23 protein-coding genes are annotated in these 21,790 nt (G+C 68.0%); 12 read left to right on the plus strand and 11 right to left on the minus strand.

What is annotated here, in order from left to right; all coding sequences use genetic code 11:
* Positions 1-48: 48 nt before the first annotated feature.
* Both NS365_RS18445 and NS365_RS18450 read right to left on the minus strand, forming a co-directional pair.
* A complete protein-coding gene (locus NS365_RS18445) occupies positions 49-867 on the minus strand; it encodes a sugar phosphate isomerase/epimerase family protein (RefSeq protein ID WP_058601766.1) in 819 nt (272 codons plus the stop codon).
* Entirely contained in the window at positions 864-1,547 is a 684-nt protein-coding gene (locus tag NS365_RS18450; protein WP_058601767.1) for a GntR family transcriptional regulator, read from the minus strand. Before NS365_RS18450 ends, NS365_RS18445 begins: the two co-directional genes overlap by 4 nt.
* A 337-nt stretch (positions 1,548-1,884) precedes the next feature.
* Between NS365_RS18450 and NS365_RS18455 the strand changes: the two genes are divergently transcribed.
* The 4 genes from NS365_RS18455 (at position 1,885) to NS365_RS18470 (ending at position 5,181) form a co-directional block, all read left to right on the plus strand.
* Positions 1,885-2,778, plus strand: coding sequence for a dioxygenase (locus NS365_RS18455; protein ID WP_058601768.1), 894 nt, complete (start codon positions 1,885-1,887; stop codon positions 2,776-2,778).
* A 176-nt stretch (positions 2,779-2,954) separates the two neighbouring features.
* Positions 2,955-3,737, plus strand: a complete 783-nt coding sequence (gene hpaH / locus NS365_RS18460) for a 2-oxo-hept-4-ene-1,7-dioate hydratase (RefSeq protein WP_058601769.1) — start codon at positions 2,955-2,957, stop codon at positions 3,735-3,737.
* Entirely contained in the window at positions 3,734-4,507 is a 774-nt protein-coding gene (gene hpaI / locus NS365_RS18465) for a 4-hydroxy-2-oxoheptanedioate aldolase (RefSeq protein ID WP_153003845.1), read from the plus strand. The genes hpaH and hpaI overlap by 4 nt, the downstream gene beginning before the upstream one ends.
* Complete coding sequence (locus NS365_RS18470) at positions 4,504-5,181, plus strand: transporter substrate-binding domain-containing protein (protein WP_058601770.1); 678 nt, start codon at positions 4,504-4,506, stop codon at positions 5,179-5,181. Before hpaI ends, NS365_RS18470 begins: the two co-directional genes overlap by 4 nt.
* Positions 5,182-5,186: 5 nt before the next feature.
* Here NS365_RS18470 and NS365_RS18475 read toward each other — a convergent pair whose 3' ends face one another.
* Positions 5,187-6,101, minus strand: coding sequence for a LysR family transcriptional regulator (locus tag NS365_RS18475; protein WP_082640553.1), 915 nt, complete (start codon positions 6,099-6,101; stop codon positions 5,187-5,189).
* 149 nt (positions 6,102-6,250) lie between these two features.
* Here NS365_RS18475 and NS365_RS18480 point away from each other — a divergent pair, with 149 nt between their 5' ends.
* Genes NS365_RS18480 through NS365_RS18495 form a run of 4 tightly spaced genes read left to right on the plus strand, consistent with a single transcriptional unit; the run spans position 6,251 to position 9,263 of the window.
* Entirely contained in the window at positions 6,251-6,919 is a 669-nt protein-coding gene (locus NS365_RS18480; RefSeq protein WP_058601771.1) for an amino acid ABC transporter permease, read from the plus strand.
* Between the two features lie 10 nt (positions 6,920-6,929).
* A complete protein-coding gene (locus tag NS365_RS18485; protein ID WP_058601772.1) occupies positions 6,930-7,586 on the plus strand; it encodes an amino acid ABC transporter permease in 657 nt (218 codons plus the stop codon).
* A 54-nt stretch (positions 7,587-7,640) separates the two neighbouring features.
* Entirely contained in the window at positions 7,641-8,459 is an 819-nt protein-coding gene (locus NS365_RS18490; protein ID WP_058601773.1) for a transporter substrate-binding domain-containing protein, read from the plus strand.
* 54 nt (positions 8,460-8,513) lie between these two features.
* Positions 8,514-9,263: an amino acid ABC transporter ATP-binding protein gene (locus NS365_RS18495; protein WP_153003846.1), complete on the plus strand. Its 750-nt coding sequence runs from the start codon at positions 8,514-8,516 to the stop codon at positions 9,261-9,263.
* 191 nt (positions 9,264-9,454) lie between these two features.
* On the opposite strand, the gene NS365_RS18500 is transcribed toward NS365_RS18495, so the two are convergent.
* The 8 genes from NS365_RS18500 to pcaD all read right to left on the minus strand — a co-directional run bounded on the left by NS365_RS18500 (position 9,455) and on the right by pcaD (position 17,662).
* Positions 9,455-11,347, minus strand: a complete 1,893-nt coding sequence (locus NS365_RS18500; protein ID WP_058601774.1) for a bifunctional sugar phosphate isomerase/epimerase/4-hydroxyphenylpyruvate dioxygenase family protein — start codon at positions 11,345-11,347, stop codon at positions 9,455-9,457.
* Positions 11,348-11,462: 115 nt separating this feature from the next.
* Positions 11,463-12,515: a 3-carboxy-cis,cis-muconate cycloisomerase gene (locus NS365_RS18505; RefSeq protein WP_058601775.1), complete on the minus strand. Its 1,053-nt coding sequence runs from the start codon at positions 12,513-12,515 to the stop codon at positions 11,463-11,465.
* Positions 12,515-13,717 (minus strand): 3-oxoadipyl-CoA thiolase, encoded by a 1,203-nt coding sequence (gene pcaF, locus NS365_RS18510; protein WP_058601776.1) that lies wholly within the window; start codon positions 13,715-13,717, stop codon positions 12,515-12,517. The genes NS365_RS18505 and pcaF overlap by 1 nt, the downstream gene beginning before the upstream one ends.
* A gap of 2 nt (positions 13,718-13,719) precedes the next feature.
* The gene (locus tag NS365_RS18515) at positions 13,720-14,391 is read right to left on the minus strand and encodes a 3-oxoacid CoA-transferase subunit B (protein ID WP_058601777.1); all 672 of its coding nucleotides are present in this window, start codon (positions 14,389-14,391) and stop codon (positions 13,720-13,722) included.
* Positions 14,388-15,122: a 3-oxoacid CoA-transferase subunit A gene (locus tag NS365_RS18520; RefSeq protein ID WP_058601778.1), complete on the minus strand. Its 735-nt coding sequence runs from the start codon at positions 15,120-15,122 to the stop codon at positions 14,388-14,390. Before NS365_RS18520 ends, NS365_RS18515 begins: the two co-directional genes overlap by 4 nt.
* A gap of 4 nt (positions 15,123-15,126) precedes the next feature.
* Complete coding sequence (pcaG, locus tag NS365_RS18525) at positions 15,127-15,753, minus strand: protocatechuate 3,4-dioxygenase subunit alpha (RefSeq protein WP_058601779.1); 627 nt, start codon at positions 15,751-15,753, stop codon at positions 15,127-15,129.
* Positions 15,753-16,475, minus strand: a complete 723-nt coding sequence (gene pcaH, locus NS365_RS18530) for a protocatechuate 3,4-dioxygenase subunit beta (RefSeq protein WP_193753482.1) — start codon at positions 16,473-16,475, stop codon at positions 15,753-15,755. The genes pcaG and pcaH overlap by 1 nt, the downstream gene beginning before the upstream one ends.
* Positions 16,472-17,662 carry a 3-oxoadipate enol-lactonase gene (pcaD, locus tag NS365_RS18535; RefSeq protein ID WP_058601781.1) on the minus strand — a complete coding sequence of 397 codons (1,191 nt, stop codon included), beginning with the start codon at positions 17,660-17,662 and terminating at the stop codon, positions 16,472-16,474. Before pcaD ends, pcaH begins: the two co-directional genes overlap by 4 nt.
* Before the next feature lie 96 nt (positions 17,663-17,758).
* Between pcaD and pcaQ the strand changes: the two genes are divergently transcribed.
* From pcaQ to NS365_RS18555, 4 genes are all read left to right on the plus strand, one after another.
* Positions 17,759-18,682 carry a pca operon transcription factor PcaQ gene (gene pcaQ, locus NS365_RS18540; RefSeq protein ID WP_058601790.1) on the plus strand — a complete coding sequence of 308 codons (924 nt, stop codon included), beginning with the start codon at positions 17,759-17,761 and terminating at the stop codon, positions 18,680-18,682.
* A 105-nt stretch (positions 18,683-18,787) separates the two neighbouring features.
* On the plus strand, positions 18,788-19,699 hold the full coding sequence (locus NS365_RS18545; protein ID WP_082684711.1) for a shikimate dehydrogenase: 912 nt from the start codon (positions 18,788-18,790) through the stop codon (positions 19,697-19,699).
* 147 nt (positions 19,700-19,846) lie between these two features.
* Entirely contained in the window at positions 19,847-21,124 is a 1,278-nt protein-coding gene (locus NS365_RS18550) for an MFS transporter (protein ID WP_058601782.1), read from the plus strand.
* A gap of 309 nt (positions 21,125-21,433) precedes the next feature.
* Positions 21,434-21,790: VOC family protein (locus tag NS365_RS18555; protein WP_058601783.1), on the plus strand; the 357-nt coding region annotated here is incomplete at its 3' end.

The raw sequence follows: 21,790 nt of genomic DNA on the forward strand, positions 1-21,790 counted from the left end.
GATGTTCGACATGCGACCTGCCCTCCCGGCGGGTCACACGGCTTCGGCTCAGGGCAGGTTATGACCGCCCAAAACATGTCTGGCACACCGCGCCAGATGCGCGAGGTGATCGGCTGGCTCGCGGCCTTCTGCGATCGGAACCTCGACGGCGACGGCCGCCTCCCTTGGCACGGCGGCGAGGAGGTCGGCAAGCGGCAGCATCCCTTCGCCGGGCGCAAATCGCCCCGCGCGCGCCTCCGCCACCATTCCTTCCGCGCTCATTGGGGCCTGCCCCCGGACATCGCAAAGCTGCAGCGCGGCGACCCGCCCGGCCGGAGCGCTCGCGACTTCGCTCACCCGCCCGCCATTGCGGAACAGATGGAGCGCATCTACGAGAACGCCGGCATTGGCGCGGCCGGACGCTTCCACGACGCGCAGCGCCGCCTCGAACGTCGCGACCGGCCGCCAGCCCATATTCTCCAAATCGACGCTCATGCCGACCCCCGCGCAGAGATCGCACAGGCCCGCGAACGTGTCGGTGAGGCGCGCCTCGTCCGGATCGTCGCCGCAGACGCTGAGCCGCTTTGCGCCGAGCGCCGCCGTGCCTTCGAGCATTCCCGTCAGGGTTTCGGGCTGGAAATCGGGCGACAGAACCACGAACTCGATATCGAACAGCGAGAGGCCGTGATCCGCCAAGGCCGAACGCACGTCCCGCGCGGCGCTGCTGCCCGCCGGCAGCTCGTAGAAGGGCGCGCCGGGAAAGGCGGGGTGGAGGCGCAAGCCCACCCGCGAGAAGCCGGCCTTTGCGGCGGCGCGCACGAAATCGAGCGGCGGCAGCGCGATGGCCGAGAAATGCGCGACTCCGAGCGGAACGGCCTGAGTCGTCATGCGATGCCCTTCTCGGCCAGATGCCGCACGAGATTGTTGCCGGTGCGCCGGATATGGTCGCCGAGCTTGGTGCAGGCGTAGTCCATGTCGCGGGCGACCGCGCCCTGGCCGATCTCGCTATGCTCCGCCGACACGTTCCGGTCGCCTGCGGTGCGGGTCAGGAAGGTGCGGCGATAGCGGTCGTTGAGATTGAGGAGAATGCCGCAGAAATTCAGAAGCAGCGGGCTTCGGCATCCCGAGATCAACGTGAGGTGGAAGTCGCGATGCGCTTCTTCCCAGAGTTCCAGCGTTTCCGGCCGGGCGGGATCGCGCTCGGCGCGGTTGAGACGGTGCAGCGCGCGCATGACGTGCCCCTCCCATTCCACGTCGCCGACCCGCATGGCCTCGCGCAGCGCGAATGTCTCCATCTCCACGCGCAGGCGGGTGATCTCTTCCAGATTGGCGAGCGACAGCGGGGTGACGCGGTAGCCGCGATTGTCCTCGAACTCCACCAGACCATCGGCGATCAGGCGCGCCAGGGCCTCGCGCAAGGGGCTGAGGCTGACATTGAAGTTCTGGCGGGCGCGATCGAGATTGATCTTGGCCCCCGCCTCCAACTGGCCGGAGACGATGGCCTCGCGCAGGCGGTGGACGAGCTGGCTGGCGATCGTGTTCTTGCCGTCGTCCAGGAGGGGGCGCACGGCGGCGGCATCTGCCGTCCCTGGCGTTCGGCCGTCTTCCCGCTCGCTCAACGAAGCCGCCACAGCCTTGTCCCGTGCTCCCAAGCTCTCATCGAAGATGGCTACGAAAAACGATGATCCCTGTCAATGCGCGGCGCTTCGTTTTGTGAGCGTACCGGTTCGGACATTGCTGCGGTCCATCTGAACGCCTGAAAATGCCTCAAATGCAGGGTTCCCTGATGGAATTCTCGGGATGGAACGGCGCCGCATCGCCTTCGATCAAGACGATCGGATGCAAACCGCTTGACGAATAATCGATGATCGGTCAGCTATTCGACCCGGAGAGGGAGGCTCTGGCATGGTCATTCGCACGCAAGAGGACGTGACGCCGGCGGTGCTGGGCGTGATGGCGCGCACGCAGGACCCGAGGCTTCGGGAGATCCTGATGTCGCTGATCCGCCATCTTCATGATTTCGTGCGCGACGTCCGGCTGACCGAGGCGGAGTTCCGCGAGGCCACCGCGATCCTCAACGAGATCGGCGCGCTGGCCAGCGACTCGCACAACGAGTTCGTGCTCATGTCGGGCTCGCTCGGCGTCTCGACGCTGGTGTGCCTCCTCAACAATGGCGAGGGCGGACAGACGGAAACCTCGCAGTCCCTGCTGGGGCCCTTCTGGCGGCTGAACTCGCCGCGCGTGGAAAATGGCGGATCGATCATCCGCTCGGACACGCCGGGCACGCCGCTCTTCGTGACGGCGCGCGTCGAGGATGCCGAGGGGCGGCCGATCGCGGGGGCGGAGGTCGATGTCTGGCACGCCTCGCCCGTCGGCCTCTACGAGAACCAGGACCCCGAGCAGGCCGAGATGAACCTGCGCGGCAAGTTCACCACCGACGCGGACGGCCGCTTCTCCTTCTGGTCGGTGCGCATGATCGGCTATCCGATCCCGACCGGAGGCGTCGTCGGGCGTCTCCTGAAGGCGCAGGGCCGCCATCCCTATCGCCCCGCCCATCTCCACGCGCTGATCTTCAAGCCGGGCTACAAGACGCTGATTTCCCAGGTCTTCGACCCGTCCTGCCCCTGGATCGACTCGGATGTGCAGTTCGGCGTCACCAAGGCGCTGACGGGCGATTTCGTGGAGCACACCGAGCCCCACCTGGACCGGCCCGACCTCGCGGGCCCGTGGGTGCAGCTCGACTACACCTACGTCATGGAACCCGGCGAGGCCGTGCTGCCGCGCCCGCCCATCAAGTAAGAGGCTGTTTCGGAAGTCCCCGGCGGAGGGGCGGCGAGGGATTTCAGCCGCTCCACGAGGCGCCAAACGCAGTCGATGCCGGTGGCATCGGCGAGGATTGGCAACGAAGTGAGGGGCTGAAAGACTCGGCGAGCCGACCGGGGGACTTCCGAAACAGTCTCTAAGGAGCCGAGACGATGCTGACCGACGACCAACGCCGCGAGGCCGCCGCCTCCATCCTGCGCGCCGAGGAAACCCGCGTGCCAGTGGTGCAGCTCAGCCGCACATACCCCGAGATGGAGATCGAGGACGCCTATCGCATTCAGGATCTCTGGGCCGAGCAGCGCATCGCCCGTGGCGCGCGGCTGGCCGGCCACAAGATCGGCCTGACCTCCCGCGCCATGCAGATGGCCTCCAAGATGACCGAGCCCGATTACGGGCGCATTCTCGACGACGCGCTGTTCAACGATGGCGCGCAGATCCCGGCCACGCGCTTCATCAAGCCGCGCCTCGAAGTCGAACTCGCCTTCGTCATGGGCGAAGACCTGGAAGGCCCGGGCACGCGCATTCACGATGTGATGCGGGCGACGGATTATGTCGTGCCCGCGCTGGAGATCATCGATTATCGCACGGACGTGCCGCGCGCCATCACCGACACGATCGCCGACAACGCCGCCTTCGGGGCCATCGTCGTGGGCGGCCGGGTGTTCCGCCCCTTCGACGTGGACGTGCGCTGGATCGGCGCGACGCTGTCCAAGAACGGCATCATCGAGGAGTCCGGCGTGTCGGCCGCGATCATGGGCCACCCGGCGGCGGGCATTGCCTGGCTCGTCAACAAGCTGGCCGATGTCGGCGCGGGCCTGAAGAAAGGGCAGATCGTGCTCGGCGGCTCCTTCACACGGCCGGTGGACATCGCCCCCGGCGACGTGATCCACGCCGATTACGGCCCCTGCGGCGCGATCGGCGTGTCCTTCACATGACCGCCCTGCCCCTGCCCCGCAATGCTTTCAAGGCCGGGCTCCGCGAAGGTCGGTCGCAGATCGGCCTCTGGTCGGCGATCCCCGACGCCTTCGTCACGGAGGCGCTGGCGGGGTCGGGCTTCGACTGGATTCTGCTCGACACCGAGCATTCGCCGGGCGACGTGCTCACCGTCCTGCCGCAGCTTCAGGCTCTGGCCCCCTACCCCGTGTCGCCCGTCGTGCGCCCGGCAATGAACGATCCCGTGCTCATCAAGCGCTTTCTCGATATCGGCGCGCAGACGCTGCTGATCCCCTATGTCCAGTCGGCGGCGGAAGCCCGCGCCGCCGTGGGGGCCATGCGCTATCCCCCATCCGGCATTCGCGGCGTCTCGGCGCTGACGCGCGCCACGCGCTTCGGGCGGGTGGCCGATTATGCGAAAACGGTCGAAAGCGAGCTGTGCCTTCTCGTGCAGGTCGAGACGGGTGAGGCGCTGGACCGGCTGGAGGAGATCGCGGCGGTGGAGGGCGTCGATGGCGTCTTCATCGGCCCGGCCGATCTCGCCGCCAGCCTCGGCCATGTCGGCCAGCCCGGCCACCCCGAGGTCGTCGCGGCCGTGGAAGGCGCGATCGCGCGCATCCGTGCCTCCGGCAAGCCGGCGGGCATCCTGACGCCCGACAAAAGTTTCGCCAAGCGCTGCATCGCGCTCGGCACGAGCTTCACGGCGGTGGGCGTCGATCTCGGCATCCTTGCCCGCCAGACGGAAGCCCTCGCAGCCGAGTTTCAGACGTGAGCGCGGCCTGGCTCACGGACACCGCGCGGCAAGAGCTCCTGCCGACCGGCACGCTCCGGCTGGCGGTCAATGTCGCCAATGCCGAGATGGCGGCGGAGACGAGCCCCGGCGCTTTCCAGGGCAAGGCGATCGATCTGTCGCGGCGGCTGGCTGCCGACTGGGACATCGCGGTGGAGATCCTGCCCTTCGCCTCGGGCGGGGCGATCCTCGCCGACATGGCCGCCTGGGACGCGGCGGTGCTCGCCGTCGAGCCCTCGCGCCGCGACCGCATCCACTTCCTGCCACCCTTCGCCAGTGTCGATGCGACGCTGGCAACGCTCGGGCGCTCCGACATCTCGACCTGCCGAGGGGCGGATGCTGAGGGCGTTCGGATCGCGGTGGTGCGCGGCGCCGCCTATACGGCGCATCTCCAGGCGAGCACCGCCCAGGCCGAACTCGTCCCCTTCGACAGCCCCAAGGCCGCGCGCGCCGCCCTGCTCAATGGCGAGTGCGACTTCGTGGCCGGCATCCGCTCGACCCTGGCGGGGCTGGCGCGGGAGAACGCGGCGGTGCGGCTGATGGAGGACGACGTGTTGCGTATTCCCCAGGCGCTCGCCATCCCCCTGGGCAAGACGCACGCGCAGGCGGCGCTCGAAGCCTGGTTCGCGGCGAGAGCCGAGCCGGCCGCCTCATGACCGCGCTACGAAGCGCCCGCGCCCGAGCTTTGCACCAGTTCGGCCCGGAAGCGCTCGATCGCGTCCTCGGCGAAGCTCGACAGGACGCGCCCGCGCTTCATCAGCGCATAGGGCACGATCACGCTGGGCTCGGCCAGCGGGCGCTGGACGAGACCCGGCATATAGACCTCCGCCACGGAGAACTCGTCGATCAGCGCGACGCCGAGCCCATGGCGCACCAGCGACACCACCGTCTGGGCGAAGCGGCCGCGCATCGTGTAATGTGGCGTCAGCCCGGCCTCCACGAAGGGCCGCGCCAGCGCCGCTCCGTAGGGATCGCCGGGATCGACGCCGATCACCGCTTCCCGCGCCAGCTCGTGAATGGAGATCGCCTCCCGAGCCGCCAAGGCGTGGCCCTCCGGCACGATCACCACGAGCCGCCCTTGGGCCAGCGGGCGCGAAACCAGCGCGGAATGGGTGCTGGGCGAACTCATGATGACGAACTCGCCGCGCTCCAGCAGCAGGTAATCGGCCGTCTCCTCGATCTTCAGCACGTTGAGATCGATGCCGAGATTGGGAAAGGTCTGGCGCAGCGAGCGGATCACCCGCGCGGCGATGAACTGCGCGATGGACGGGGCCGAGGCGAAGCTCAGGACCGAATTGTCCCCGCGTTGCAGCAGGCTGACGGCCTCGTTGAGATTGCCGATCTCGCGATGCACCTGATCCACCACGGCGAAGATCATCTGCGCCTCGGAGGCGGGCAGGAAGACGCCGCCCTTCCTTTCGAACAGGCGGATGCCGACCGTGTCCTCGGTGTATTTCAGGAGGCGGCTGACGCCCGGCGCCGAAACGCCCATGAGCTTGGCCGCGCCCTGGATCGTACCCGCGACCATCACGGCGCGGATCACCTCGATCTGGCGCAGCGTCAGGTCCTTGGCCACCGCTCTCTCCCGGCTCTTGCAGGAGGGCAGATTAACATGATGTTCCGTGGATTACGAAATCGGTATTTGACGTTCGGTGACGCTCTTGCGATGGCTTGGCATAGGGCTGTCCGGGAGAGACATGGGGACGGCTCGATGGGAGAACAGGCTTGAACGTCGAACTCGACTTCGGCGCCGTCCTGGCGCGTTGGCCGGAGCTCGCCTGGGGCACGCTCGGCACCCTCTGGCTCGCGCTCTGCGGCATGATCCTCGCCATGATCATCGGCGTCGCGGGCGTTGCCGTGCGCCGATCCAACTCGCGCATCGGCGCGGGGTTGGTGATCGCCTTCGTGGAACTGGTGCGCAACACGCCGTTCCTCGTTCAGATCTTCTTCATCTTCTTCGCGCTGCCCCTGGCGGGTGTGCGGCTCGACCCGACGACGACAGCCATCCTGGCGCTCGGCCTCAATGGCGGGGCCTATGCCATCGAGATCATTCGCGGCGGCGTCGAGAGCATTCCGAAGGGCCAGAGCGAGGCGGGCTTCGCGCTCGGCCTGTCGCGCGCCGACATCTTCCGCCTCATCATCCTGAAGCCGGCGCTGCGCGCGATCTTCCCCTCGCTCGCCAGCCAGTTCGTGCTGCTCACGCTGATGACCTCGATCGCGACCTCGATCTCGGCCTTCGAGCTGACCAGCGTCGCCCAGCGCATCGACGGCGACACGTTCCGCTCCTTCGAGGTCTATTTCACGATCACGGGCATCTATCTCGTCTTGTCCTGGCTCCTGATGACGGGTCTTGCCGCCATCGCGCGCCTGTCCTTCAACTATCCGACGAAGTGAGGCGCGGGATATGGGAACGAGCACGATCGGCCTTCCGGAAATCCTCTTTCTCCTGCGCGGCCTCGGCTGGACGCTGATCCTGACTGCGTTCGGCTTCGTCGGCGGCATCCTGTTCGGCCTCGTGGTGGCCCTGGCGCGCGTGTCGAAACACCGCGCCCTGCGCTGGCCCGCCAAGGCCTGGATCGTGGTGTTCCAGGGCACGCCGCTTCTGATGCAGCTGTTCGTCGTATTCTTTGGCCTGCCGCTCTTCGGCTTCAACGTGGACCCGTGGCTGGCGGTCGCGGTGGCCCTCACCGCCCACGCCTCGGCCTTTCTGGGCGAAATCTGGCGCGGGGCCATCGAGGCGGTGCCGCTCGGCCAGAGCGAGGCGGCCCATGCGCTCGGCCTCAAATATCGCAGCCTCATGCGCGACGTCATCCTGCCGCAGGCCTTCCGCCTGTCGCTGCCGGCGACGATCGGCTTCCTGGTGCAGCTTCTCAAGGGCACCTCGCTCGCCGCCATTGTCGGCTTCATCGAGCTTTCGCGCGCCGGGCAGATCGTCTCCAACCAGACCTTCCGGCCGCTTCTCGTGTTCGGGATCGTCGGTGTCCTGTATTTCCTGATGTGCTGGCCCCTGTCGCTCTGGGGCAGCCGGATGGAGCGCCGGCTCGCGCAGGCCGCCCGTTAAGAGGCGGCGCGCGGTCGCCGAACTGCTTAAGAATAAAAGAGGAGGAACATCACGATGAAGACGCTCACCCGCACGCTCGGTCTCGGCCTAGCCGCTGTCGCGATGATCGCCGCCGCCCTGCCCGCCGGTGCCATGACGCTGGATGAGGCCAAGGCCGCCGGCAAGGTGCGTATCGGCATCCAGGCCGACAATTGCCCCTGGGGCTGCCTGTCCACGACGGGCGAAGCGCAGGGCTTCGACGCGGCGGTGGGCCGCGCCTTCGCCAAGAGCCTCGGGCTGGAAGCCGAGTTCGTGCCGCTCGCGGTCGCCAACCGCATTCCCGCGCTCACCGCCAACCGCGTGGACATGCTGATCGCCTCCGTCGGCATCACGGCCGAGCGCGCCAAATCCGTGCAGTTCAGTCACCCCTATGCCGCCAACACGCTCTATGTGACGGCCGCCAAGAGCGCGAAGCTGCCCGATGCCGCTTCGCTCGCCGGCGTCAGCGTCGGCGTGCCGCGCTCCGCGCCCATGGACACGATCCTCACCAAGGAAGCGCCGAAAGCCGATATCCGCCGCTTCGACGACGACGCCGCCAACATTCAGGCGCTTCTGTCGGGCCAGGTGCAGGCGGTCGGCTCCAACCAGTTCTATATCCAGCGCCTCGAGAAGGCCTCGCCCGGCACCTACGAGAACAAGTTCCCAATCGGCCAGCTGTATCAGGGCGTCGCGACGCGTCAGGGCGAGCGCGACTGGAACGCGGCGCTCAACGACTTCCTGAAGAGCTATATCGGCAGCGAGGGCTACAAGGCCTCCTATGCCGAATGGCTCCAGGTGCCGGTGACCGACCTGCCGGCGACGATCGACGGCGTCAGCTTCACCGTCAGCCAGTAAAGACATCCTCGTGCGCGCGCCCGAAACGGCGCACGCCGGGCACGGGAGGAACCGATGACCGCTACCAGCGACGACATTCTGATCCGCATGGACAACGTGGAGAAGTATTACGGCTCCTTCCACGCCCTCAAGAACGTGAACCTGACGGTCAAGCGCGGCGAGAAGATCGTCCTGTGCGGGCCGTCCGGCTCGGGCAAATCGACGCTCATCCGCTGCATCAACCATCTGGAGCCGATCAAGTCGGGCCGGATCGTGGTGGATGGCACGGAGCTCAGCGACGGGCAGAAGTCGATCGACATCGTGCGCCGCGAAGTCGGGATGGTGTTCCAGCAGTTCAACCTCTTCCCGCATATGACGGTTCTGGAAAACTGCATGCTCGCCCCGATGCGCGTGCGCGGCGCCAAGCGCGAGGAGGCCGAGGCCACCGCGCGGCGCTTTCTGGAGCGCGTGCGGATCGGCAATCAGGCCGACAAATATCCCGCCCAGCTTTCGGGCGGCCAGCAGCAGCGCGTGGCGATTGCCCGCGCGCTCTGCATGGAGCCGATCGCCATGCTCTTCGACGAGCCGACCTCGGCGCTCGACCCGGAAATGGTCAAGGAAGTGCTGGACACGATGGTGGGTCTTGCCCGCGACGGCATGACCATGATCTGCGTGACGCACGAGATGGGCTTCGCCCGGCAGGTGGCCGACCGCGTGATCTTCATGGCCGATGGCGAGATCATCGAGGAGAACACGCCGGAGGCCTTCTTCCAGGCCCCGCGGCACGAGCGCGCCCGCGCCTTCCTCGGCGAAATCCTGCACTAAGGTTCTCCAGCGAAAGCCGGATCGGCTCTCGCGCTCGCCTTTTCACAGAAGCACAAACGAGAGCGCCTCCAACGAACCGAAGTTCGGGGGAGGCGCTCTTGGCGTTTGGATGATCCCTGGTTCGTCTCGCCTTCGATCCGCCAAGGCCGCCCCCTCCACCGAAGGGAACGGCGCCTCCTGCCGGGCTGGGCTCAGAGAAGCGGAATGGTCACCGGCGTCTGGCGGGCCTGCGTCGCCAAGCGAATGGGCGCGTTGGCCGCGCCGAGGCCTCGATAGGCGCGGCGCTGGACGATCTCGATGAAGAAGCCGCCGTCGAGCGCCTTCAGGTAGATCTGGAAATAGTCGCCCGCCTCGTCGCGGTCATAGAGGATGCCGGTGCGGCGCATGGCGTCCAGCATGTCGGGCGCGAGATCGAACTTGGCGTCGAGATCGTCGTAGTAATTCTGCGGAATGGGCAGGAAGGACACGCCATTGGCGGCAAGCGCGGCGGCGGTCGCGAAGATGTCGTCGGTGCTCAGCGCCATATGCTGAACACCCGGCCCGACGAATTGCGACACGAAGCGCGAGGAGAGCGTGCGCGTCGATTGCGAGCCGTTGAGCACGATGCGAAGGCTGGCATCGGCGTTCTCGATCACCTGGCTCAGCACCAAGCCGCCGGGATCGGGCACCTCCACCGCCGGCAGGGGCTTCAGGTCGAAGATCGAGCGGTAGAACAGCGTCCAGGACAGGATGTCCTCGAAGCGCACGGTCTGCGCGATGTGATCCACCGCCTTGAGGCCCGCGCCGTCATGCTTGTTCCAGCCGGGCTTCAGGTCGAAATCGGTTTCCCACTGGCGATCCAGCGCCTCGGCTTCCGGCACCAGATACAGAAGACTTCCCCCGACGCCCCGGATCGCGGGAAGCTCCAGCTCGCCCTGCCCAACCGGCTGGCGGAAGGGCGTGGCGAGCAGCCCTTCGGCGCGCGACAAGGCGGCCGACGCGTCCCGCATCCGCAGGCCGAGCGCGGCGACGCTGGTGCCGTGCACCACATAGGCCGAATGCGCGAAGCCCTCGACCTCCGTGTTGATCACGACGCGCAAGTTCCCTTGCGCGTAAAGCTCCACGTCCTTGGAGCGGTGCGTGCCGGCATGAGCGAAGCCGATGGACTGGAGAAGCTTCGACAGCGACTGCGCCGAGAACGTGTCGGCGGCGAACTCCACGAAGGAGACGCCCGCCGTCCGGGCGGGCGGGGGCAGCGGGTTCGGCTCGGACGGGCCTTTCACCGCACGCCCTTCGGCCTTGAGCCGGTCCATCATGTAGATCAAGGAGCGGCGGCCATCCACGGCGGTCTGGCGGGCCGAGCCGGCGCGGAACTGGTCGTTGAAGATTTCCAGCGAGTAATAGCCGTCATAGCCCGTGGCCTCCACGGCGGCCATGAAATCGGCCACCGGCAGATCGCCCTGCCCCGGCATGTTGCGATAGTGCCGGCTCCAGGACAGAAGATCGAGGTCGAGCCTGGGCGCATCCGCCATCTGCACGATGAAGATTTTGTCCTTGGGAATGGAGCGGATCGAGGCGGGGTCGAGCCCGCGCGAGAGCGTGTGGAAACTGTCGAGGATGAGGCCGATATTCGGGTGGTCGGCGCGGCGCACGATCTCCCAGGCATCGCGATGGTCGTTGACGAAGCGGCCCCAGGCCAGCGCCTCGTAGCCGACGCGCACGCCGGCCGCTTTCGCGACATCGCCGAGCTCGCGCAGATCGTCCGCCGCCCGGTCGATGCCGCCCTGCGCCAAGGGCGACACGGAGGAGCAGATGAGAATGAGGTCGGTGCCCAGCTCGTTCATCGTCTCGAACTTGCGCCGCGCGCGTTCGAAGGCTTTGGCGCGCTGGGGCTCGGGCAGGCCCTCGAAATCGCGGAAGGGCTGAAACAGCGAGATGGTGAGGCCGGCGTCGCGCACCATGCGCCCGACCTCGCGCGGGCCGGAATCGAAGGCGAGAAAGTCGTTCTCGAAAATCTCGACCGCGCCGAAGCCTGCCTGCGCGATGGCGGCGAGCTTTTCCGACAGGTCGCCGGACAAGGAGACGGTGGCGATCGAGGTCTTCATGAGACGGCTCCAACAGGTCGGCGTGTCGGCGGGTGGACGAAACGGATAGGCGGGCTCGGCGCGGATGGTGGGCGAAGAGAGGGGCGATCTCAAGCCGGCAAAGCAGCGGACGGGATCACGGCTCCGTTCGCGGCTGAAAGCGCAGGCCGGCGAGCAGCACGGAGGCATGGCTGAGCGCCGCGCCCGACGCCTGCGCCATCTCCGGCAGCACCAGCCATTCCAGCGTCCAGGCCGCGCCCGAGCGCTCGTTCTCATGCACCAGGGATTGGGCGAGCGTGCCCAGATACCCCGCATTGAGGCGCGCCAGCGAAACGAGCACCTCGGCCGCGACCGGGTTCTGCTTGTGCGCCATGGCCGAGGACGCGCCACCGCCGGGCAGCGACACCGCGCCGACCTCGTTCTGCGCCATGAGCGCCAAATCCTGCCCGATCTTGCCGAGTGTGCCGGTGAGAAGGGCGAAGCTCTGCGCGATGTCGAGGATGAGGGTGCGGTCGCTGTGCCAGGGCGCGGCGTCGCGAAGGCCGAGGCGGGCGGCGAGTTCCGCGCGCAGCGCCTCGTAGGGCGCGCCGAAGCTCACGCCATGGCCGATCGGCCCGCCGAGCTGGATCGGCAGGGCGTCCCCGAGCGCGGCGAGGCGCGCTCGATGGGCTGCGAGCGGGCGCGCCCAGGTGGCGAGCTTGTCGGCGGCGGTGAAGGGCAGCGCGGCCTGCATGCGCGTTTGCGCCATGAGTGGCGTCGCGCCTTGCGTATCCGCGAGGGTTTCGAGCGCCGCGAGAATGGTATCCAGCCGACCGCAGAGGAGGCCGAGCAGCACCTTCATGCGCAGCATCAGGCCGGTGTCGACGGCGTCCTGGCTGGTCGCGCCGCGATGGACGAAGGCCCCATAGGGCTCGCCCACGGCCGCGCGCAGCGCCTTCACCAGAACGGGAATGGGCACGCCGTCCCGCACCATGCCTTGGCCGATCGCGGCGAGATCGGGCGCGAAAGACTTGATCGCGTCTTCGATCGTCTCGGCGGCGGCCTCGGACAGGGTGCCGATGTCAGCCTCCGCCCGAGCCAGCGCCGCCTCGAACCGCAGGATAGCAGCGATCTCGGCCTGCGCGCCGAAGAGCGCCGAAATCTCGGCGTCCTCGATCAGCGAGGCGGCCAGCGAGGCGCGGGCGAGCATCACACCCGCTCCAGCGCGATCGCGATGCCCTGGCCGACGCCGATGCACATGGTCGCGAGCGCGCGGCGACCGCCGCTCAGTTGCAGCTCCAGCGCCGCCGTGCCGGCGATGCGCGCGCCCGACATACCGAGCGGATGGCCGAGCGCGATGGCCCCGCCGTTCGGGTTCACGCGCGCGTCGTCGTCGGCAATGCCGAGGTCGCGCAAGGTGGCGAGGCCTTGGCTGGCGAAGGCTTCGTTGAGTTCGATCACGTCGAAATCGGCTGCGGTGAGCCCCAGCCGCGCCATGAGCTTCTTCGACGCCGGCGCGGGGCCGAAGCCCATGATGCGCGGGGCCACGCCCGCCGCCGCGCCGCCGAGAACGCGCGCGATGGGCGTGAGGCCATGGCGCTTGGCGGCCTCTTCCGAGGCGACGATCAGCGCCGCCGCGCCGTCGTTGACGCCGGACGCGTTGCCGGCCGTCACCGTACCGCCCTTGCGGAAGGGCGTCGGGAGCTTGGCGAGGGTCTCAATGGTGGTGGCGCGCGGATGCTCGTCGGTGTCCACCACCTTCGGATCGCCCTTGCGCTGCGGGATGGTGACGGGCACGATTTCCGTCGCGAGCCGTCCGTTCGCCTGCGCTTCCGCCGCCTTGTTCTGCGAGCGCACGGCAAAGGCGTCCTGATCGGCGCGCGAGATGGCGAAATCTTCGGCGACGTTCTCGCCGGTCTCCGGCATGGAATCCACGCCATATTGCGCTTTCATCAGCGGATTGACGAAGCGCCAGCCGATGGTCGTGTCGTGGATTTCCGCGTGGCGCGAGAAGGCGGTTTCGGCCTTGGGCATGACGAAGGGCGCGCGGCTCATCGATTCCACGCCGCCCGCCACGATCAGCTCGGCCTCGCCGGACTTGATCGCGCGCGCGGCCTGGATCACCGCGTCCATGCCCGAGCCGCAGAGCCGGTTGATCGTGGTGCCCGGCACACTGTCGGGCAGGCCCGCGAGCAGGAGGCTCATGCGCGCGACATTGCGATTGTCCTCGCCCGCCTGATTGGCGCAGCCGAAGATCACGTCGTCCACGGCGGCCCAATCGAGCGAGGCGTGCCGCTCCATCAGGGCTTTGAGCGGCACCGCGCCGAGATCGTCGGCCCGCACCGACGAGAGCGCGCCGCCGAAGCGGCCGATGGGCGTGCGCAGATAGGCGCAGAGAAAGGCGTCGCGCATGGTCAAAGCTCCGGCACGATGAGGTCGAAGACGGGGCCGTCCTGATGAAGCTCCGCGCCCGTGAGAGCCTGAAGCTCGTCCAGCGACAGCGAGGGCAGCTTCTCGCGCAAGACGAAATGCCCATTCTCGATGTCGATCACGGCAAGGCTGGTATAAATGCGCGTGACGCAAGCCACGCCCGTCAGCGGCAGCGAGCAGCGCTTGACCAGCTTGGGCTTGCCGTCCTTGGTGACATGCTCGGTGATGACGGCGACGCGCTTGGCTCCGTGCACCAGATCCATCGCCCCGCCCACCGCCGGTACGCCCTTCGGCCCGGTCGACCAATTGGCGAGATCGCCGGTCTCGGCGACTTCATAGGCACCGAGGATCGCGACATCCAGATGCCCGCCGCGCACCATGGCGAAGCTATCCGCATGGTGGAAGAAAGCCGTGCCGGGCTTGAGCGTGACGGCCTTCTTGCCGGCATTGATCAGGTCCCAGTCTTCCTCGCCGGCCGCTGGGGCTTCGCCGAAGCCCAGAATGCCGTTCTCGGTGTGGAAGATCGCCTCGCGGCCCGGCGGCTGGAACTTCGCGACCATTTCGGGAAAGCCGATGCCGAGATTGACATAGGCCCCGTCGGCAATGTCCTGCGCGGCGCGCCAAGCGATCTGGGTGGAGGTGAGTTTGGTGCTCATGCCACCTTCTCCGGGTAGACCGCGTTGGCGCGGTTCAGCTCTTCTTCCTGCGCGGGGTTGGCGACCTCGACCAGCCCTTGCACGAAGATTCCGGGCGTCACCACGCTTTCGGGGTCGATCGCGCCGGGCTCGACGATCTCAGACACCTGAACGATCGTGACGCTCGCGGCCATCGCCATCAGCGGGTTGAAGTTGCGCGCCGCCTTGTTGAAGGTGAGGTTGCCGAGCCGGTCGCCCTTATGCGCCTTGATCAGCGCGACATCCGCCTTCAGCCAGTGCTCCCGCACGTAAGGCCGGCCGTCGAACTCCTCGACGGGTTTGCCCTTGGCCAGATCCGTGCCGTAGCTGGTCGGCGTATAGAAGGCGGGAATGCCCGCGCCGCCCGCCCGGATGCGCTCGGCGAGCGTGCCCTGCGGCACCAGCTCCAGCTCGATCTCGCCGGCGAGATACTTCTCCGTGAACACGCGCGGGTCGGCCGAGCGGGGGAAGGAGCAGATGAGCTTGGCGACCATGCCCTGCTCGATCAGGGCGGCGAGGCCGACATGGCCGTTGCCGGCATTGTTGTTGACCACCGTCAGGTTCTTAGGCGAACCCGTCGCCAGAAAACGGTCGATCAGCGCGTGGATCAGCTCGATCGGCGCGCCCGAGCCGCCGAAGCCGCCGATCATGACGGTCGCGCCGTCCTCGATGCCGGAGACCGCCTCGCTGAGGCTGGAAAGGCTCTTGTCCATGAGGTCACATATCCAGGAAGACGGTTTCGTTCTCGCCCTGAAGGCGGATGTCGAAGCGGAAGACGGGCAGGCCGTCCCTCTCCGTGCGCGGGGCGATCAGGGTCGCGCGCCGGGCCGGTTCGGGAATGCGGTTCAGAAGCGGATCGGCCGCGTTGGCCTCCACCTCGTCCCCGAAATAGAGCCGCGTGTGGAGGCCGAGATTGATGCCGCGCGCGACGATCCAGACTGTGACATGCGGGGCCTGGAGCCGGCCATCGGGATAGGGCACGCGGCCCGGACGGATCGTCTCGAAGCGGAACGTGCCGTCCCCTTCCGACAAGGGCTGGCGCGCCCAGCCGGCAAAGGCGGGGTCGGCCTGGCCGCGCGTCTCCGCTGGCGAATTGTGGAAGCCTTGCGCATCCGCCTGCCAGATCTCCACGAGGGCGTCGCGCACCGGCGAGCCCGCGCCGTCCGTCACCTGGCCCTCCAGAATGACGCGCTCGCCCTTGGTGTCCGGCCCGACGATGACGAGGCCGAGATCGTCCTTCCAGACGCCCGTGATCTCCACCCAGTTCGGGTTGGTGCCGATATGGACATAGGGGCCGGCCGTTTGCGAAGGCGACTCCTTCAGATAGTCGAGGCGCTGGGCCATCAGTTCCCCTCCATCCGGTTCTCGAATAGGGTGGAGCGCCGGCCGCGCAGCACGATGTCGAACTTGTAGGCCAGACTGTCCATCGGGATCGTGGCGTTGCGGTCGAGCGCGGCGACGAGCTGTTCGATCGCGGCCCGGTCGGGGATCGTCTTGACGATCGGGCATTGCCAGATCATCGGGTCGCCCTCGAAATACATCTGCGTGATCAGGCGCTGCGCGAAGGCGTGGCCGAACACCGAGAAATGGATATGGGCCGGCCGCCAGTCGTTGACGCCGTTCGGCCAGGGGTAGGCGCCGGGCTTCACCGTGCGGAAGGAATAGCGCCCCTCGCCATCCGTGATCGCGCGCCCGCAGCCGCCGAAATTCGGATCGATCGCGGCGAGATAGCTTTCCTTCTTGTGGCGATAGCGCCCGCCCGCATTGGCCTGCCAGAACTCCACCAGCGCGCCGGGCACGGGGCGGGCGTTCTCGTCGAGCACGCGGCCATAGACCACGATGCGCTGGCCGATGGCCTCGCCGCCGTCGCGGCTGAAATTGCGGATCAGGTCGTTGTCGAGCGGGCCGATCAGATCGTGCCCGAAGACCGGCCCGGTTTCCTCCGAATGCGTCGTCGGCAGGGAGAGAGGCGCGTTGCGGGGGCTGCGCAGGATCGAGGTCTTGTAGCCCGGCGTCAGGGCGGGCGGATGCCAGTCCCGGTCGCGCTGAAAATAGGAACCGCTCATCGTGCCGCGCCCTCCCGCTCGGTCCATGTCATCTCGGTGAATGTCGTCTTGGCGATCTTGATCGCGTGATTGGCCGCCGGCACGCCGGCATAGACGGCGACATGCAGGAGCGCCTCGGCCACATCCTCCGGGCTCGCGCCCGTGTTGGCGGTGGCGCGCACATGCATGGCGACCTCGTCATCCTGCCCCAGCGCGGCCAGAAGCGCGATGGTGACGATGGAGCGCTCGCGCCGCGTGAAATGGCTGCGCGCCCAGACCGAGCCCCAAGCCCCTTCCGTGATGAAACGCTGGAAGGGCGCGTCGAAGGGCGTGATGGCGGCCGTCGCGCGGTTCACATGCGCCTCGCCCAAGACGGCGCGGCGCACGCTCATGCCCGCCTCGAAGCGGCTCGTCTCCGTGTCCTCGCTCGTCCCGACATGGCCGGCGACGAGGGCCGCAAGGTCCTCGGCGCGCTCCAGACAGGGCAGATGCCCTGTGCCGGGGATCACCTCGAAACGCGCGCCGGGAATGCGCTCGGCCGTGGCGCGCACGAGGTCGGGCGTCGTGGCGCGGTCGCCCTCTCCCGCCAGCGCCAAGGTCGGCGCGCGGATGGTGGCGACGAGATCGGTGTAATCGGCCTCGCGCAGCGCCTCGCAGGCCCCGACATAGCCCTCCGCCGGCGTCGCCTCGAACATGCGCCGCCACGCCGCGAAGCGGGCCGGCTGCGCGGCGGGAAAACCCTCCGACACCCAGCCGCGCAGGACGGTTTCGGAAATGGACTTGAGCCCCTCGCCCCGCACCGCGGCGATGCGCGCGTTCCACGAGTCCACCGAGCCGATGCGCGCTGCCGTATCCAGAAGCACGAGCCGCTCGACGCGCTCGGGATGGTGGATGGCAAGGTGCTGCGCGATCAGACCGCCGATCGACAGGCCGACGAGCGAAACGCGGCTCCAGCCGAGCGCGTTCAGAAGCGCGGTCACGTCACCCGCCAGGAGCGGGATGGTGATGGGCTCGGCCCCGGTCTCGGACAGGCCGTGGCCGCGCTGGTCGAAGGTCAGGATTTGAAACCGTGAGGCAAGCCGCGCGACCGTCTCGCCCCAGATGCGGCGATCCGACCCCAGCGAGTTCAAGAACACCAGGCGCGGCGCGCCCGCGCGCCCTTCGACCTCGGCATGGATCGCGATGCCATTGGCGGTGATGAAGGCCATCTGTGTCCTCCCCAGACATGACGTGAGAGCTAGGCCGCTTGATCCCTTATGTAAAATGATGATTGGTGCCACAGCGATAACTTAGAGGTTATGCCGATGTCCCTCTCCGCCGTTCGCCTGCGACATCTCCGAACCTTCGTCACGGTTGCGCGGCAGGGCGGCGTGATGCGCGCGGCGGCCGAACTTTCGGTGACGCAGCCCGCCGTGTCCAAGACGATCAAGGAGCTGGAGGCGATCCTGGGCGTCGATCTCCTGTCGCGCTCGCGCGGCGGGGCGTTTCTGTCGCCCTATGGCGAACTCTTCCTGCGCCACGCGGAGGCCAGCCTCGCGGCGCTGCGGCGGGGCGTCGAGGAGGTGGAGGGCGCGGCCTCGCCCAGCGCCCTGCCCGTGCGCGTCGGCGCGCTGCCGACCGTTTCTGCCCGCCTCCTGCCCGAGGCGATCCGGCGCTACATGACCCATTCGCTCGGCGCGGTGCCGCGCATCGTCACGGGGCCGAACGACTATCTCGCCGGCCAGCTGCGCGAGGGCGGGCTCGACATCGTGATCGGGCGCATGGGCGAGCCCGAAGCGATGACCGGCTTCGTCTTCGAGCATCTCTATTCCGAGCCGATCGTCTTCGTGGTGCGCGCCGGCCACCCGCTGGCGGACAAGCCGTTCGAACCCGGCGATCTCGCGGCCTATGAATGCCTCCTGCCCCCGCCCGGCTCGGTGATCCACCCGGTGCTCGACCGGCTCTTCACCGCCGCCAACCTGCCCGCGCCGCCGCGCGTAATCGAAACCGTATCGCTCGCCTTCTCGCGCACCTATGTCCAGACGAGCGATGCGATCTGGGCGATTTCGGAAGGCGTCGTTCTGGACGATCTCACCGCCGGCACCCTCAAGCGCCTTGCGCTCGGCACGCGGGAAACGCAGGGGCCGGTCGGCATCACGCTGCGCGCCGGCATCGCCCCCTCGCCCTCCGCCGCGATCCTTCTGGAAGAGCTGCGCGCGGTGGCCGCGACGATCCGGGGCGAAAGCTAAACAGCAATTCCTTCGTCGGCTCTTGACACGAACGTACCAGTTCGTACAAATTTTGCGCCATGCCCGTGGGAGCGTGGCTTTTTTCGAGACATTTGGGAGGCGCGGATGGCTCTGCTGGTGCAGGAGCGGTCACACGCGAACACGCAGGACGCCGGGCCAGAGCGCGGGCGTTCGGTTCTGGCCGGCCTGATCGGCGCGGGCATTCAGCGCTCGCTCACCCCGGCCATGCATGAGCGCGAGGGCGATGCGCAAGGGTTGCGCGTTCTTTATCAGAAGATCGACCTGACGCCGCTCGGCCTCGGCGTCGAGGCGCTGCCCGAGCTTCTGACGGCGGCCGAGCGCATGGGCTTTGCCGGGCTCAACATCACCTATCCCGCCAAGCAGGCGGTAATTCCGCATCTCGACGAATTGTCGGACGACGCGCGCGCGCTCGGCGCGGTGAACACGGTGGTGCTGCGGGAAGGCCGTCGCATCGGCCACAACACCGACTGGTGGGGCTTTGCCGAAGGCTTCCGGCGCGGCCTGCCCGGCGCGCAGATGACGCGCGTGGTGCAGCTCGGCGCGGGCGGCGCGGGCGCGGCGGTGGCCCACGCGCTGCTGACGCTGGGCACGGCCGAGCTGATCCTCTCCGATGTGGAGCCCAGCCGCGCGCAAGACCTCGCCGCTTCGCTCTGCGAGCGCTTCGGCGCGGGACGGGCGCGGGCGGCCGGTGATCTCCAGGCCGATCTCGCCAGCGCCACCGGCCTCACCCATTGCACGCCCACCGGCATGGACAAGCTGCCGGGCCTGCCGCTGCCCGCCGAGTGGCTGCAGTCCGGCCTCTGGGTCGCGGAAATCGTCTATTTCCCGCTCGAAACCGAGCTTCTGCGCAGGGCGCGCGCGCTCGGCTGCCGCACGCTCGACGGCGGCGGCATGGCGGTGTTCCAGGCCGTGGAAGCCTTCCGGCTCTTCACCGGCCTTGACCCCGACGCCGAGCGGATGCGCCGCCACTTCACCGAGATGACCAGCGCCAGCTGACATCACGCCCCGCGCCCCGTCAGGCTGGGAGAGCCACGGGCCGGGTCCGACACACCACCGAGAGGAGGAACAACCATGATATCTGAGGCAAGCTCGGTGCGATCAAGCTCCGCGCGATCGGCCACGGCCGAGGCACATCCGCACGAGATGCAGGCCCCCCGCAAGGCGGCGCTCGCAAGCTGGATCGGCAGCGCCGTCGAATACTACGACTTCTTCATCTACGGCGCGGCCGCGTCCTTGATTTTTCCCAAGCTCTTCTTCTCGTCGGAGAACCCGCAGGCGGCGCTGATGCTGTCCTTTGCGACCTTCGGCGTCGCCTATATCACGCGCCCGATCGGCGCGGTGGTGCTCGGCCATGTCGGCGACAAGTTCGGCCGCAAGAAGGTTCTGACCTTCACGCTTCTCCTCATGGGCTTCTCGACCTTCATCATCGGCTGCCTGCCGACCTACGCGCAGGCCGGCATCTGGGCTCCGGCCATGCTGGTCGTGGCACGCCTGCTTCAAGGCATCTCGGCCGCCGGCGAGCAGGCGGGCGCCAATTCCATGACGCTGGAACACGCGCCGGCGCATCGGCGCGCCTTCTTCTCCAGCTTCACCCTGTCGGGCACGCAGGCCGGGCTGATCCTCGCCAATCTCGTGTTCCTGCCGATCACCGCCCTGCCTGAGGACCAGCTTCTCTCCTGGGGCTGGCGCGTCCCGTTCTTTCTGAGCGCCCTCGTGGTCGCGGTCGGCTTCTGGGTTCGCCGCACCCTGCCCGAAACCCCGGCCTTCGAGAGCGAGGAGAACAAGACGGAGCGCGCGCCCGTCGTCACACTGTTCCGCGAGCAATGGCGCGATGTCCTGCGCGTCGTCTTCGCCGCGCTCGTTTCGGTGGTCAGCACGATCGGCGCGAACTACGTTCTGGCCTATGCCGTGCGCGAGGCGAAGATTCCGCAGGCGACCACGCTGCTCGTCCTGATCTCGGCCAATCTCGTGGCGCTCGCCGCCATTCCACTCTGGGCCATCCTGGCCGACCGGATCGGCCGCCGCCCCGTTTTCATTTTCGGCGCGCTCGGCTCGGCCGCCACCGTCTGGCCGATGTTCTGGGCGGTCTCCTCGGGCGATGTCACCTTGATGTTCGTCTTCGGCATCCTGCTTCTGGGCGTCGTCTATTCGGCGGCCAACGGCGTCTGGCCTTCGCTCTATGGCGAGATGTTCGACACGCGGGTGCGCCTGTCGGGCATGGCGATCGGCACGCAGATCGGCTTCGCGCTCGGCGGCTTCGCCCCGACCATCGCCGCCGCCATCCAGGGCACGGGGCCGACCGGCTGGCATCCCGTGGCCATCTTCGTCACCATCACCTCGGTGATCGCGGCGATCTCGGCCTTCACGGCGCGCGAAACCTATCGCACCCCGCTGCACCTTCTCGGCCCCCGCGCCCGCTGAGACGATCTCATGACAACACGCGTCCGCTGGTAATGGCGGGCGCGCGAGGCTGTGGCGAGCCGGCCGTCACGCGCCCTCGCCTCCCGAAGCTCCGGCCAGCCCTCGCCACTCTCTTCGCCCCATGACGCATTCATCGCCTTTCCATGGCGGGTCCGTGCTGTCTCCCGGCGCAAACCGGGGTCACAGTCGCGCATCGATCCGCCCTCCGCTGAAGGGCGGTGGATCGAGCGCCCGGCCCGATCGTGCCGGAATGGGTTCACAGGGGCACGGCGCGTCTGCGCGGCCGCGTTCCGAATGGGAGAAAAAGCGATGGCCGTGATTTCTGGAAACGACGTCTTTTCGCATGTGATGATCGGCGCAACCGATGTCGCGACCTCGGCCGCGTTCTACGACGCCGCGCTGGGCGCGCTCGGCGTCAACAATCTCGGACCCTTCGGCAACGGCTGGGTGCTCTATGGCCGGGACAAGCCGGCCTTCATCGTCGCCAAGCCCGGCAATGGCAGTGCCCCCACCAGCAACGGCGTGACGATCGGCTTCGCGGCCAAGACCACGGCCGAGGTGGACGCGTTCCACAGCGCCGGGCTGGGCGCGGGCGGCACGGACGAAGGCGCGCCCGGTCCGCGCGGCCATCTTCCGGGCGCCTATGCCGCCTATCTGCGCGATCCC

The organism is Aureimonas ureilytica (assembly GCF_001475935.1).
Taxonomy (GTDB): domain Bacteria; phylum Pseudomonadota; class Alphaproteobacteria; order Rhizobiales; family Rhizobiaceae; genus Aureimonas; species Aureimonas ureilytica_A.

Excerpts from the sequence above, each read along its gene's own strand:
- NS365_RS18500 (WP_058601774.1), bottom strand. The coding sequence starts at position 11,347 with ATGAAGACCTCGATCGCCACCGTCTCCTTGTCCGGCGACCTGTCGGAA.
- NS365_RS18445 (WP_058601766.1), bottom strand. The coding sequence starts at position 867 with ATGACGACTCAGGCCGTTCCGCTCGGAGTCGCGCATTTCTCGGCCATC.
- hpaI (WP_153003845.1), top strand. The coding sequence starts at position 3,734 with ATGACCGCCCTGCCCCTGCCCCGCAATGCTTTCAAGGCCGGGCTCCGC.
- NS365_RS18485 (WP_058601772.1), top strand. The coding sequence starts at position 6,930 with ATGGGAACGAGCACGATCGGCCTTCCGGAAATCCTCTTTCTCCTGCGC.
- NS365_RS18550 (WP_058601782.1), top strand. The coding sequence starts at position 19,847 with ATGCAGGCCCCCCGCAAGGCGGCGCTCGCAAGCTGGATCGGCAGCGCC.
- NS365_RS18515 (WP_058601777.1), bottom strand. The coding sequence starts at position 14,391 with ATGAGCACCAAACTCACCTCCACCCAGATCGCTTGGCGCGCCGCGCAG.
- NS365_RS18495 (WP_153003846.1), top strand. The coding sequence starts at position 8,514 with ATGACCGCTACCAGCGACGACATTCTGATCCGCATGGACAACGTGGAG.
- NS365_RS18520 (WP_058601778.1), bottom strand. The coding sequence starts at position 15,122 with ATGGACAAGAGCCTTTCCAGCCTCAGCGAGGCGGTCTCCGGCATCGAG.
- NS365_RS18545 (WP_082684711.1), top strand. The coding sequence starts at position 18,788 with ATGGCTCTGCTGGTGCAGGAGCGGTCACACGCGAACACGCAGGACGCC.
- NS365_RS18505 (WP_058601775.1), bottom strand. The coding sequence starts at position 12,515 with ATGCTCGCCCGCGCCTCGCTGGCCGCCTCGCTGATCGAGGACGCCGAG.
- pcaH (WP_193753482.1), bottom strand. The coding sequence starts at position 16,475 with ATGAGCGGTTCCTATTTTCAGCGCGACCGGGACTGGCATCCGCCCGCC.
- NS365_RS18490 (WP_058601773.1), top strand. The coding sequence starts at position 7,641 with ATGAAGACGCTCACCCGCACGCTCGGTCTCGGCCTAGCCGCTGTCGCG.
- hpaH (WP_058601769.1), top strand. The coding sequence starts at position 2,955 with ATGCTGACCGACGACCAACGCCGCGAGGCCGCCGCCTCCATCCTGCGC.
- pcaQ (WP_058601790.1), top strand. The coding sequence starts at position 17,759 with ATGTCCCTCTCCGCCGTTCGCCTGCGACATCTCCGAACCTTCGTCACG.
- NS365_RS18455 (WP_058601768.1), top strand. The coding sequence starts at position 1,885 with ATGGTCATTCGCACGCAAGAGGACGTGACGCCGGCGGTGCTGGGCGTG.
- pcaF (WP_058601776.1), bottom strand. The coding sequence starts at position 13,717 with ATGCGCGACGCCTTTCTCTGCGCCTATCTGCGCACGCCCATCGGCCGC.
- pcaG (WP_058601779.1), bottom strand. The coding sequence starts at position 15,753 with ATGGCCCAGCGCCTCGACTATCTGAAGGAGTCGCCTTCGCAAACGGCC.
- pcaD (WP_058601781.1), bottom strand. The coding sequence starts at position 17,662 with ATGGCCTTCATCACCGCCAATGGCATCGCGATCCATGCCGAGGTCGAA.